14 protein-coding genes are annotated in these 11,153 nt (G+C 59.9%); 8 read left to right on the forward strand and 6 right to left on the reverse strand.

All coding sequences use genetic code 11. The annotated features are described in order from the left end of the window. Positions 1-160: 160 nt before the first annotated feature. The gene (locus OC445_RS22885; RefSeq protein ID WP_054897768.1) at positions 161-940 is read right to left on the reverse strand and encodes an IclR family transcriptional regulator; all 780 of its coding nucleotides are present in this window, start codon (positions 938-940) and stop codon (positions 161-163) included. 215 nt (positions 941-1,155) lie between these two features. Between OC445_RS22885 and OC445_RS22890 the strand changes: the two genes are divergently transcribed. The 5 genes from OC445_RS22890 to mddA all read left to right on the forward strand — a co-directional run bounded on the left by OC445_RS22890 (position 1,156) and on the right by mddA (position 5,505). Beyond that, the gene (locus tag OC445_RS22890; RefSeq protein WP_054897767.1) at positions 1,156-1,938 is read left to right on the forward strand and encodes an ABC transporter substrate-binding protein; all 783 of its coding nucleotides are present in this window, start codon (positions 1,156-1,158) and stop codon (positions 1,936-1,938) included. Next, a complete protein-coding gene (locus OC445_RS22895) occupies positions 1,935-2,603 on the forward strand; it encodes an amino acid ABC transporter permease (protein WP_003191710.1) in 669 nt (222 codons plus the stop codon). The genes OC445_RS22890 and OC445_RS22895 overlap by 4 nt, the downstream gene beginning before the upstream one ends. Continuing rightward, entirely contained in the window at positions 2,600-3,352 is a 753-nt protein-coding gene (locus OC445_RS22900; protein WP_054897765.1) for an amino acid ABC transporter ATP-binding protein, read from the forward strand. The genes OC445_RS22895 and OC445_RS22900 overlap by 4 nt, the downstream gene beginning before the upstream one ends. Next, on the forward strand, positions 3,349-4,617 hold the full coding sequence (locus OC445_RS22905; protein WP_054897764.1) for an NAD(P)/FAD-dependent oxidoreductase: 1,269 nt from the start codon (positions 3,349-3,351) through the stop codon (positions 4,615-4,617). Before OC445_RS22900 ends, OC445_RS22905 begins: the two co-directional genes overlap by 4 nt. 120 nt (positions 4,618-4,737) lie before the next feature. Continuing rightward, on the forward strand, positions 4,738-5,505 hold the full coding sequence (mddA, locus tag OC445_RS22910) for a methanethiol S-methyltransferase (protein WP_198791077.1): 768 nt from the start codon (positions 4,738-4,740) through the stop codon (positions 5,503-5,505). A 191-nt stretch (positions 5,506-5,696) separates the two neighbouring features. Here the strand turns inward: mddA and glsB are convergent, their stop codons facing one another. The 3 genes from glsB to OC445_RS22925 all read right to left on the reverse strand — a co-directional run bounded on the left by glsB (position 5,697) and on the right by OC445_RS22925 (position 7,489). After that, complete coding sequence (gene glsB, locus OC445_RS22915; protein WP_014718789.1) at positions 5,697-6,605, reverse strand: glutaminase B; 909 nt, start codon at positions 6,603-6,605, stop codon at positions 5,697-5,699. Between the two features lie 55 nt (positions 6,606-6,660). Continuing rightward, positions 6,661-7,005 (reverse strand): hypothetical protein, encoded by a 345-nt coding sequence (locus OC445_RS22920; RefSeq protein ID WP_014718790.1) that lies wholly within the window; start codon positions 7,003-7,005, stop codon positions 6,661-6,663. A 73-nt stretch (positions 7,006-7,078) separates the two neighbouring features. Continuing rightward, complete coding sequence (locus OC445_RS22925) at positions 7,079-7,489, reverse strand: hypothetical protein (RefSeq protein ID WP_034125714.1); 411 nt, start codon at positions 7,487-7,489, stop codon at positions 7,079-7,081. A gap of 109 nt (positions 7,490-7,598) precedes the next feature. Here OC445_RS22925 and OC445_RS22930 point away from each other — a divergent pair, with 109 nt between their 5' ends. Beyond that, positions 7,599-8,444, forward strand: a complete 846-nt coding sequence (locus OC445_RS22930; RefSeq protein ID WP_054897762.1) for an AraC family transcriptional regulator — start codon at positions 7,599-7,601, stop codon at positions 8,442-8,444. A 124-nt stretch (positions 8,445-8,568) separates the two neighbouring features. Here the strand turns inward: OC445_RS22930 and OC445_RS22935 are convergent, their stop codons facing one another. Continuing rightward, positions 8,569-9,363, reverse strand: a complete 795-nt coding sequence (locus OC445_RS22935) for a class II aldolase/adducin family protein (protein ID WP_054897761.1) — start codon at positions 9,361-9,363, stop codon at positions 8,569-8,571. A gap of 177 nt (positions 9,364-9,540) precedes the next feature. Beyond that, positions 9,541-9,750, reverse strand: coding sequence for a hypothetical protein (locus tag OC445_RS22940; protein ID WP_054897760.1), 210 nt, complete (start codon positions 9,748-9,750; stop codon positions 9,541-9,543). 196 nt (positions 9,751-9,946) lie between these two features. Between OC445_RS22940 and OC445_RS22945 the strand changes: the two genes are divergently transcribed. Beyond that, the gene (locus OC445_RS22945; RefSeq protein WP_020303039.1) at positions 9,947-10,450 is read left to right on the forward strand and encodes a DUF4142 domain-containing protein; all 504 of its coding nucleotides are present in this window, start codon (positions 9,947-9,949) and stop codon (positions 10,448-10,450) included. 30 nt (positions 10,451-10,480) lie between these two features. Next, the gene (locus OC445_RS22950) at positions 10,481-11,041 is read left to right on the forward strand and encodes a type 1 glutamine amidotransferase domain-containing protein (RefSeq protein WP_220382784.1); all 561 of its coding nucleotides are present in this window, start codon (positions 10,481-10,483) and stop codon (positions 11,039-11,041) included. Positions 11,042-11,153: the final 112 nt, after the last annotated feature.

Consider the following 11,153-nt stretch of genomic DNA (forward strand, 5'->3'; position numbering starts at 1 on the left):
ACGCCGAGAATTCTACTTGATTAGTCAGGATATGAAAGACTACCAGTTGGCAAAAGGCTATCAATGCAAAATCACTTGCAGGAACGTCTTGGACTCTGTTGACCAAAGGTGGCTTGCGCAAAAACAGGGGCGATAAAACACAGGTCAGCCCAGACTTTTGTTATTCGAGATTACGCGCAGAGTTACTCAATGCTCTGGAGCACTGCAAAAGCGCAGGCGCCAACTGTTGCTCAGAATCCGCCCTGCTCCAGCGACTGGTCGGCGCCACTACATGCACTGCGGCCACGGGCCGGCCATTGCCACCCAGCACTGGCGCGCCGATGGTCATGTCGCCGAGGAACAGTTCCTGAGTGTTCACCGCATAGCCCTGCGCCCTCACCTGCTCCAAGGAGGCCATGATCGCCTCGACGTCAGTCAGGGTGCGGCTGGTATGCGCCACTCGCTGGCTGTTCTCGATCAACGCCAACGCCTCCTCCTGCGGCAACGCACTCAAATACGCCCGCCCCGACGCCGTGCAATACATCGGCACCCGTGAGCCAATCGGCATGTGCACCGGCACGAACCCTGCGCTGACAAAGCGCGCGATGTACGTCATGTCGTAGCCCGCCGGCTCGGTAAGGCACGACGTCTCGCCGGTCAATCGGGTCAACTCGGACAAGAACGGGTTGGCCACTTCAATCAACGAATGCGCATCCAGGTAACTGAAGCCCAACTCCAATACCCGAGGGGTGAGTTGGTAATGGCGTGTGCGCGAGTGTTTCCGAAGGTAACCCAGGCTTTCGAGGGTAAACACCATGCGCTGGGCCGAGCTTTTGGTCATGCCAGCGGCCTCTGCCACCTCTGCAAGGCTCATGCTACGGCGCTGTGCGCTGAAAGCCTTGAGCACAGACAGGCCTTTTTCTAGGGATTGGTTGTGCAAACTGTTGCGGTCTTCGGGCATGGCGAACTCGCGGGCAGGTGGCTCAGGCGTGGTGATATTTCTACCTTAAAACTAGATTAATGACCATTAAATATCGTATATCGATACGACCGGTTCATTTTCCAATATTTTTATCATCGTTTGCGATTTATTTGATTCGAAATGGCATAGAGCTTGCGATTTTATCGACAGCCGCTTGCGGTACTGGCTTTCCGTTTTCCGTCTGGAGTAACCCGATGAACAGTCTTTCGCCCTTGTTCCGCCGCCTTGCCTTCGGCCTGTGCGCCACGCTCTGCATCAGTGTCGCGCACGCAGGCAGTGCGTCCTCGTACAAAGTCGGTGCAACCGCCAGTGGTTCGCCGTTTACCTTCCTGGATATCAAGAGCAACAGCATCCAGGGCGTGATGGTCGACGTGACCGAAGCCGTCGGCAAGGCCGGCGGGTTCAGCAGCCAGATCGAGCAGACCAACTTTGCCGCGCTGATCCCGTCCCTGACGTCCGGCAAGCTGGACTTTATTTCCGCCGGCATGCTCAAGACCCCGGAGCGTACCCAAGTGGTCGACTTCAGCGCCCCGGTTTACGCCTATGGTGAAGGGCTGATCATCAGCGCCGACGACGATGCCGCCTACCCTGACCTGATGCCGCTCAAAGGCCAGGTCGTCGGCGTGCAAGCCGGCACAATCTTCTACGACCAACTGAACAAGCTGGGCATCTTCAAGGAGATCCGCACCTACGACTCCATCGGTGAGATGGTTCGCGACCTGTCCCTGGGCCGCATCAAGGCCGCCGTGGGTGACCAGCCGGTGGTGGCCTACCAGATCCGTCAAAAGCTGTTCAAAGGCGTGAAACTGGCGCCTGACTACAAGCCCACTAACGTCGGCGAAGTGTGCCTGGTGGTGCGCAAGGGCGATGCCGCAACCCTTGAGCGCCTGAACACCGCCATCGCCAGTATCAAGGCCGACGGCACGCTGGACAGCATCCTCAAGAAATGGGGGCTGGACGCCCAGGAGCGCCCATGAACCTGGCTGAGTTCCTGCAGAACGCCCAGGACTTCCTGCCGATCCTGCTGCAAGGCGCCTGGGTGACGATCCAGATCACCGTGCTGTCGTTCCTGCTCAGCAGCGCCCTCGGCTTGGTGCTGGCACTGCTCAAGCTGTCGCCGATTCGCGCGCTGTCCTGGACCGCCAGCACCATCATCAACGTAATCCGGGGGCTGCCGATTATCGTGCAGCTGTTCTACATCTACTTCGTGCTGCCAGACATGGGCATCCATCTCACCGCGTTTTATGCCGGAGTGATCGGTATGGGCATCGCCTACTCGGCGTACCAGGCGGAGAACTTCCGCACCGGCATCATCGCCGTCGAACAAGGCCAACGTGAAGCCGCCGAAGCCTTAGGGATGCGCACGGGGCTGATGATGCGCCGTGTGATTCTGCCCCAGGCCTTTCGCATCGCCCTGCCGCCCTACGGCAACACCCTGGTGATGATGCTCAAGGACTCGTCACTGGTGTCGACCATCACCGTCGCCGAGATGACGCGCCAGGGCCAACTGATCGCCTCGTCGACCTTCCAGAACATGACCGTCTACACCCTGGTCGCCCTGCTCTACCTGTTGATGAGCCTGCCACTGGTGTATGGCCTGCGTCGCATGGAGCAGTACCTGGGCCGGAGGAAAAAAGCATGATCGAGATTCGCCAGTTGCAAAAACACTACGGTGATCACCGCGTCCTGCACGGCGTCGACCTTGACGTGGCCAAGGGCGAAGTGGTGTGCCTGATCGGCCCCTCCGGGTCGGGCAAATCCACCCTGCTGCGCTGCATCAACGCCTTGGAAGCCTACGACGGCGGGCATATCAACGTGTTCGGCGAAACCGTACAACGTGGCAGCAAGACCGTACACGCTCTGCGCAGCCGCATGGGCATGGTGTTCCAGCGCTTCAACTTGTTCCCCCATCGCACGGTGCTGGAAAACGTAATGGAAGGCCCGGTGTACGTCAAAGGCGAACCGCCCCGCCAAGTCCACGAAGAAGCCCTTGTGCTGTTGGAAAAAGTCGGCCTGAGCGCCAAGGCCGACGCCTACCCCGAACAACTTTCCGGCGGCCAGCAGCAACGCGTTGCCATCGCCCGCGCCCTGGCGATGAAACCCGACGCCATGTTGTTCGACGAACCCACCTCGGCCCTCGACCCGGAACTGGTCGGCGATGTGCTGGCGGTAATGCGCACCCTGGCCGATGAAGGCATGACCATGATCGTGGTCACCCACGAAATGGGCTTTGCCCGCGAAGTGGCCGACCGCGTGTGCTTCCTGCACGGCGGTTACATAGTCGAAAGCGGCCCCGCCGAACAGGTGCTGGGCAACCCGCAGCATGCGCGTACCCAGGACTTCCTGCGGCGCGTGCTGCACCCCACAGGCAACACGCGGAGCCTGCCATGAAGTCGTTGTGGTCGGCGACTGCGCCGTCAGTGGTGCCAACACCGGCATTGAACGAGTCGGTGAAGGTCGACGTGGCGATTGTCGGAGCCGGCTATACCGGTTTATCGACGGCGCTGCACTTGGCAGAGCGTGGCGTGTGCGTGTGTGTGCTGGAGGCTCATGAGCCAGGCTGGGGCGCCTCGGGGCGCAACGGTGGGCAGGTCAACCCCACGCTCAAATATGACCCGCAGCAGCTGGTACAGAAGTACGGGCCGGAACGCGCCGAGCCGTTGATCGCCACGGTGTCGAAGTCAGCGGACCTGGTGTTCAAGCTGATCGAACGCCATGGCATCGATTGCGCGCCGGTGCGCAAGGGTTGGATGCAGGTGTCGTACAGTGAAAAGGCGGTGGCCGGGTTACATGCACGGGCCGAACAATGGGCCCGACGCGGCGTGCCAGTACGGCGCCTGGACGCCACTGCGGTGGCGTCACGCATGGGCAGCTCGGCGTTTGCCGGCGGCTGGCTGGATGGACGTGCCGGGGCCATTCAACCCTTGGCGTATGCCCGCGGGTTGGTGGCAGCGGCGTTGGCGGCCGGCGCACGGGTGCATGGCCACAGTGCGGTGACAGGCTTGCAGCGCCAGGGCTCGGTTTGGCAATTGCAGACAGCCGGCGGCGCGCAGGTCACGGCAGATCAAGTGGTGCTGGCCACCAATGGCTACAGCGATCACTTATGGCCAGGCATGGCCCAGAGCATTCTCGCGGCCAATAGTTTTATCGTCGCCACCAAGCCATTGAGTGGCCGCGCAGCCGAAAGCATTTTGCCAGGGCAGGAGACCGTGTCGACCGCGCAACGCTTGCTACTGTATTTTCGCAAAGACGCGTATGGACGCCTGCTGATGGGCGGCCGCGGTCTGTTCAACGACCCCACCGGGCCGGCCGATTTTGCCCACCTGGAGCGCTCCCTGGCACTGCTGTTTCCGCAACTGGGGCCATTGGAATTCGACTACCGCTGGGCCGGCCGCATCGCGATCACGCGGGACTTCATGCCCCATGTCCACGAACCGGCGCCGGGGCTCACCTTGGCGTTGGGTTGCAATGGGCGCGGGATCGCGTTGTGTACCAGCCTGGGTCAGCAATTGGCTGGGCGGCTATGCGACAGCACGGCCGACTTCGCCTACCCGATAACGCCCTTGCAGCGCTTGCCATTGCATCGCTTGCAGCGGTTCTACATTGGCGCAGGCGTGGCCTGGTATAGCTTGTTGGATCGGTTGAACGTCGGTTAATCGCCAATCGCTCTTGCAACTGTCAATTCCAACAGGTTACTGCCTACTTGAATGCCGTTAGTCTGAGCGAGCCAGCCATCGACTGGCTCACCCATTCACCATGTGCGAAAGGAATCGTCCATGAAACGGCAGACCTCTTCAAACACCCTCACGGCACGCTTGGCTGGCCTGGCCTATAGCACCTGCTGCTACCTGGTTTTCTTATTCACCTTGCTTTACATGATGGGCTTCGTGGGGGCTGTGGTCGTACCCAAACACATCGACTCCAGCGCGCGCATCGACTGGGCGCAGGCACTCCTGATCAACGCGTCACTGATCATGGTGTTCGGCATCCCGCACAGCGCCATGGCACGTAAACGCTTCAAGCGCTGGCTGGCAATCTTCGCCCCGGCAGCGGTAGAGCGCTCCACCTATGTGTTGCTCTCCAGCCTGATGCTCGCGCTGCTGTTCTGGCAGTGGCGGCCCATTACACAGACCGTTTGGGAGGTTGACGCCGCCTGGGCCAAGGCAATGCTGACCGGCCTGTTCTGGCTGGGCTGGGGCATCGTGGTGCTGGCAACCTGCTTGATCAGTCACTTCGAGTTGTTCGGGCTGAAACAGGCCATTGATCGCTGGCGCAACGCCCCACAATCGGGCCCGACATTCAGGACGCCGATGCTCTACAAAGTCGTGCGTCATCCGCTGTACCTGGGCTTCCTGATCGCCTTTTGGGCAACGCCGCATATGACCGTGGGGCATCTGCTGTTTGCGCTGGGGATGTCGGTGTATCTGTTCATTGGCGCCCGTTTCGAAGAGCGGGATTTAGTGGCGCTGTTTGGTGAACGGTATCGGCGCTATCAGAGTGAGGTGGGCATGATCGTGCCGCGTCTCAACAGGCCCCGCGACTGACCTACTGTAGGAGCGAGCTTGCTCGCGAAGATCGTCAACGATGACGCGGGCAACCTGGATGACCGCAGAGCCTGGGCGTTTTTCGCGAGCAAGCTCGCTCCTACAGTGATCGATGGCGCTGTGTCAGCCAGCACATCCAGCACTGAAAAACCGCTATCGCAGGCAAGCCAGCTCCCACAGGGGGACCGAGTTCAAAACACCGACCACCCAATCCGCTCACTCAACAATTCCAACGCCTTCATCCCCGCCAGCGAGTTGCCCGCTGCGTTCAACTCCGGCGACCATACGCACACCGTAAACTGCCCCGGCACCACCGCGACGATCCCGCCGCCGACCCCGCTCTTGCCCGGCAGGCCCACGCGGTATGCAAAATTGCCCGCCTCGTCATACAGCCCGCTGGTGGCCATGATCGAATTCACTTGCTTGGTCTGGCGCGCCGTCAGCACCTGCTCGCCACTGTGGGCACTCACGCCTTCATTGGCCAGGAAGCTGAACGCTCGGGCCAGGTCCAGGCAGCTCATCTGCAACGCGCAATAGTTGAAGTAGCTGTGCAGCACCGCGTCCACATCGTTATGAAAGTTGCCGAACGACTTCATCAGGTAGGCCATGGCCGCATTGCGCGCACCATGCTGGGCTTCAGATTCGGCCACGACGCTGTTGACCAGGATCTGCGGATTGCCCGACAGGCGCCGTACAAAGTCGCGCATCGACAGAATCGGCACGGCGAAGCGTGACTGGTTGATGTCGCAGATCACCAGCGCGCCAGCGTTGATAAAGGGGTTGCGCGGGCGGCCACGCTCGAATTCCAGCTGCACCATGGAGTTGAACGGCTGCCCCGAGGGCTCGTGGCCCAAGCGCTCCCAGATGGATTCGCCGCCATGGTCGATGGCCTGCACCAGGCTGAAGACCTTGGAAATGCTTTGCACCGAAAACAGCGTGTCTGCATCTCCAGCGCAGTAGGCCGTGCCGTCGTTGCCGTATACCGCGATGCCGAGTTGGTTGGCGGGCACGTCGGCCAGCGCGGGAATGTAATCGGCGACTTTGCCGAGGCCGATCAAGGGGCGCACTTCGTCGAGGATCGACTCCAGCAGCGCCTGCATAGCTTGTCCTGTCATCTTTGTTCGAATCAGTGGTAAACGAGGCGCGGAGGATACGTCAATGGGCGCGCAACACCCACACAATCTCTACCACCCGCTCGGCAATCACCACGTAGATCAGGATCAACAACAGTTGCAACGCCAAGTGATAACGCAACTTGGCCAGGCGGCGGATGCCGTCGCTGACGTTCAACAGCATCAGCACCGTGGACAGCACAATCAAGCCCCAGCCCGCGACGCTGGAGGCGAAGATACCGATCAGCAACTCGCGTGGTCCCACCAGCGCGTTGGTCCCCGCCGCAAACAACAACGCGCAGACCAACAGGTTTTTAACATTGTCGAAAATCTGCGTGCTCAGGTCGTTTTCCAGCAACGCCAGGTACCGCGTCCATAAAGTGCGCATGCTTGAGTACCGAGTGGGAAGGCTCGTCAATCAAGGTAGTTCAATTGTGGACGCTGTCGAGCTTTGGCCAGGCTCAGAAATACGCCACATCCGACACTTCTGCATCCAGCACATCCTGGGCCAACGCCCAGGCGCGATCCTTGGACTCCACCACCAGCAGCGGGTAACCCCAGGCCTTGCCGAACGTCACGGCAAAGGGCTTGAGGGCCAGGCGCTTGGCAGCGCTGGGCTCCACCTGGATCATGCCTTTGACGTAAGCGCGCAAGGCAGCCTTGTTTTTCTTCATCCAGATAGAAGCGCGCTTGCGCTCTTCGTGGGCGTGTTCGTGATTGTTCTCATCCACGGCTTTTTCGTGCAGCAGCAAGAAGGGCTGCTCACGCGCCAGCAGACGTTCGAATGTCAGGAAGGCGTCTTCCGGCGCTCCCTCGCTAGGCGCGTCGAAAAAGATTTTCACCACCGGGAAAGTTGAACTGTCGAGTCGCATGGCAAAGCTCCTTTGATGAGATTGGTTCTCATCATAGGGCGCATGACGCTGGACAGCATTGCACAGAATAGCCAGAATATTTCGCAATCCAGCCACGGCAGTTATCAGCATGGTTCATCACCGCCTCGACCAATACGACCCCTGCCGGGTCCGGGACGCCGCCGCGATCCCTCGCTCGATTGTTGCAGTGGGCGCCTCGAGTACGTCCGAACGCTGGGAACATATCCCTCACCACCATCAACACGGGCAATTGATCTACACCTTGCGCGGCGTGGTGCATTGTGTGATCGAGGCGGGTATCTGGATCGTGCCGCCGCAATGCGCATTGTGGATTCCCGGCGGTGTGACCCACGCGGCCCGTGGCGCTGGCGAAGCAGATGTATATTGCCTGTTGATCAGCCCGGACGCCGCCAGCGCCCTGCCCCGGCAATGTTGCACGCTGTCGGTGTCGCCATTGCTGCACGAATTGATCGGCAAGGCGGTCAGCTTCCCGCAGCTCTACGACGAAGACGGCGCCCCGGGCCGGCTGGTGGCGACGTTACTCGACGAGTTGGCCTTGGCCCCCCTCGAGGCCCTGCATTTGCCCATGCCCCAGGACCCTCGCTTGCATCGGCTGGCCACCAGCTTATTGGCCAACCCCGGCGACAAATCGACCCTGGGCGAATGGGCCGTGCGCATCGGCATGAGCGAACGCAGCATGACCCGCCTGCTGCTGGAAGAGATCGGCCTGAGCTTCGGTCGCTGGCGCCGGCAGTTGCATGTAATCCTTTCACTGCAGCGCCTGGCTAACGGCGAGAGTGTGCAGAGCGTGGCGCTGGACCTGGGTTATGAAAATGCCAGCGGGTTTATCACCATGTTCCGCAAGGCCATGGGCCAACCGCCGGCGCGTTACCTGGCAGACCGAGCCAGTACCGTCGGGCCGCACAGCAACGTGTCAACTATCGCCTTGACGTGAGGTTTTGATGATCGTTCCCACGCTCTGCGTGGGAATGCCTCGTGTGCCGCTCCGCGTCACGCTTAGGGACGCAGAGCATCCTGGGCTGTGTTCCCACGCAGAGCGTGGGAACAATCCACCCGACTCAGTTCTTGTAGTCGGTATCGGTACGCTCAAGCTGGCGCACCAGCGCATTCCAATGCCGCGCCACGCCCGGGCCTTCGCCATTGCTGAACACCTTGGCCTGCTGCTCGACCTTGGCCACCACGTCAGCCGGTGGGAAGATCAACTCGGCATTCCCCGCTGCCTGTGCCGCAATCTGGATGTTGCAGGCCCGCTCCAGGCTTTGTAGTTGCTGGAAGGCATGCTCGACGCTGACGCCGCCCGTCAACAAGCCGTGGTTACGCAGGATCATCACACTCTTGTCGCCCAAATCCGCCACCAGCCGTTCACGCTCGTCCAGGTCCAGCGCCACGCCTTCGTAACCGTGGTAAGCCACACGCCCCGAGAATGCTATAGCGTGCTGGGAGATCGGCAACAACCCTTGCTTCTGCGCCGACACCGCAATACCGTCGCGGGTGTGGGTGTGCAGCACCGCTTGCAAATCATGGCGTGCGCCGTGGATGGCGCTGTGGATCACATAGCCGGCGTAGTTGATCCCCAGGCCCGTAGGGTCATCGACAAGGGTGCCGTCCAGATCGACCTTGACCAGGTTGGAGGCGCTGATTTCGTCGAACAACAGCCCGAAAGCATTGATCAGGAAATGCGCCTCGGCCCCTGGCACCCGCGCCGAGAAATGCGTGTAGATATGATCGGTCCACTTGTACAACGCCGCCAGTCGGTAGGCCGCGGCCAACTTGACCCGCACCTCCCACTCTTGCGGTGTGACCCGCTGGCGCACATTGCTCAAGACACTGGAAATCGGCGTGACGCTACTCATGGCAAATCTTCCTGGATGACCTAAGGGACTTCCAGGCAAGACTAGGGGATGGTCATAAATAATAAAAAGCACATTTTAATCTAAGCTAATTATTATATTTTTTTATAAAAAGTAGCAGTGGCAGCTTTCAGGCCGCCACAGGATCTCGTTCCTTTTCCACCGATCAACTCAGAAGGTTCAACGCCCGTTGTTGAGTTTCTCGTTGATTGCATCCGTTTGCCGTTCAATGTCCTTGATCGAGGTCGGCGTCACGACTTTGTCGATGGTTTCAGTCTTGGGGTTCGCAGGTTCAAGCGTCTGCCCTTTTGTGGTCTCGGCATTACCTTTTTGCGCGTCTTCAGAGCTGACGGGGTCGGGGGTTTTATCGGCGGTTTTACGATCAGTCACAGTGCAATCCTCCTGGCAGTGGCAGGCCCCTGAGATGGCGGCCCTATGCAGCAGAACCCTGCGAATCCGGATTGGTTCAAGTCAATTGCCTCGCCTCACCGCTGGGCAAAAAAGCGCAAAAAATTTTAAACCTTTTACCCGCCTCTCGATTCAACAGTCAGGTAACGGCATCCCGCCATTTCCAAGGAGAGACACCATGAAAACTCGACTGATGAAACCGATGGGCCTTACCTTCATGCTGATTGCAGGCTCGATTTCCACCGCGATGGCGGCGACCTCCAACGACTTTGTCGACAACGCCGCCGAGGGCGGTATCACCGAGGTGGAAGCGGGCAAGCTGGCCCTGGAAAAAAGCAGCTCGGCGGACGTAAAGACCTTCGCCCAGCATATGGTCACAGACCATACCAAGGCCAATCAGGAACTGATGGCCCTGGCGAAAAAACTCGATATCGAAGTACCCGATGACGCTGCGCTCACCGACCAGGCGAAGAAAGCCATCCTGGAAATGCGCGATGAATCCTTCGACAAGGCCTATGCCAACAACCAGGTAGCGGCCCATGAAAAAACCGTCGAACTGTTCAAGAAAGAAGCGGCCTCCTCAGACAATCCCGAGCTGAAAGCCTTCGCCACCAAGACCCTGCCCACCCTTGAAGCCCACCTGAAAATGGCCAAGGAACTGCAAACCAAATACGCCCATTAATCCATCCATGACCCAAGGAGACACTCGACCATGAGCTCGCAACTCAACGGCAAGCACATCCTCGTCATCACCTCCAACACCGGCATCGAGCGCGACGAGTTGCTCAAGCCTCTGGAGACGCTGCGTGGCTACGGCGCGACCGTGACGCACGCCTCCAGCAAAGGCGGCACAACCCAGACATTTGTCGGCGACACAGAAAAAGACCAGACCGTGGAATCCGACGTGCAACTGTCGGATGTTGTCAGCGCCGACTTCGATGCGCTGGTCATCCCGGGCGGTACAGTGAATGCCGATACACTGCGCCAGGATGCCGCCGCGCTGCGCTTGATCAATGAGTTCGTGCAGGCCGGCAAGACCATCGCGGCGATCTGCCACGGGCCATGGACCCTGATCGACGCTGGCGTGGTCAAGGGCAAAACCCTGACCGCCTATAAAAGCGTGCGCATCGACCTTGAAAACGCCGGCGCTGCCGGCGTGGTGGATGCCGAGATTAAAGAGTGCCAGGCCAATGGCTGGAACTTGATCACCTCGCGCACGCCGGACGATCTACCGGCGTTCAATGAGGCGATTGCCAAGGCCGTCGGCGGCTGATCGGTTGACCGCAATGAAAACAGGCGCCCCATGGGCTAATGCCAGTCAGTTAAGAGCTCGAGCAGACAACCAGTGACTTGTGGCGAGGGAGCTTGCTCCCGCTGGACTGCGT

The organism is Pseudomonas sp. Pse35, assembly GCF_024519715.1.
GTDB classification, from domain to species: domain Bacteria; phylum Pseudomonadota; class Gammaproteobacteria; order Pseudomonadales; family Pseudomonadaceae; genus Aquipseudomonas; species Aquipseudomonas paracarnis.

Coding starts and splice junctions, on each gene's coding strand:
- OC445_RS22885 (WP_054897768.1), bottom strand. CDS start 940: ATGCCCGAAGACCGCAACAGTTTGCACAACCAATCCCTAGAAAAAGGC.
- OC445_RS22890 (WP_054897767.1), top strand. CDS start 1,156: ATGAACAGTCTTTCGCCCTTGTTCCGCCGCCTTGCCTTCGGCCTGTGC.
- OC445_RS22895 (WP_003191710.1), top strand. CDS start 1,935: ATGAACCTGGCTGAGTTCCTGCAGAACGCCCAGGACTTCCTGCCGATC.
- OC445_RS22900 (WP_054897765.1), top strand. CDS start 2,600: ATGATCGAGATTCGCCAGTTGCAAAAACACTACGGTGATCACCGCGTC.
- OC445_RS22905 (WP_054897764.1), top strand. CDS start 3,349: ATGAAGTCGTTGTGGTCGGCGACTGCGCCGTCAGTGGTGCCAACACCG.
- mddA (WP_198791077.1), top strand. CDS start 4,738: ATGAAACGGCAGACCTCTTCAAACACCCTCACGGCACGCTTGGCTGGC.
- glsB (WP_014718789.1), bottom strand. CDS start 6,605: ATGCAGGCGCTGCTGGAGTCGATCCTCGACGAAGTGCGCCCCTTGATC.
- OC445_RS22920 (WP_014718790.1), bottom strand. CDS start 7,005: ATGCGCACTTTATGGACGCGGTACCTGGCGTTGCTGGAAAACGACCTG.
- OC445_RS22925 (WP_034125714.1), bottom strand. CDS start 7,489: ATGCGACTCGACAGTTCAACTTTCCCGGTGGTGAAAATCTTTTTCGAC.
- OC445_RS22930 (WP_054897762.1), top strand. CDS start 7,599: ATGGTTCATCACCGCCTCGACCAATACGACCCCTGCCGGGTCCGGGAC.
- OC445_RS22935 (WP_054897761.1), bottom strand. CDS start 9,363: ATGAGTAGCGTCACGCCGATTTCCAGTGTCTTGAGCAATGTGCGCCAG.
- OC445_RS22945 (WP_020303039.1), top strand. CDS start 9,947: ATGAAAACTCGACTGATGAAACCGATGGGCCTTACCTTCATGCTGATT.
- OC445_RS22950 (WP_220382784.1), top strand. CDS start 10,481: ATGAGCTCGCAACTCAACGGCAAGCACATCCTCGTCATCACCTCCAAC.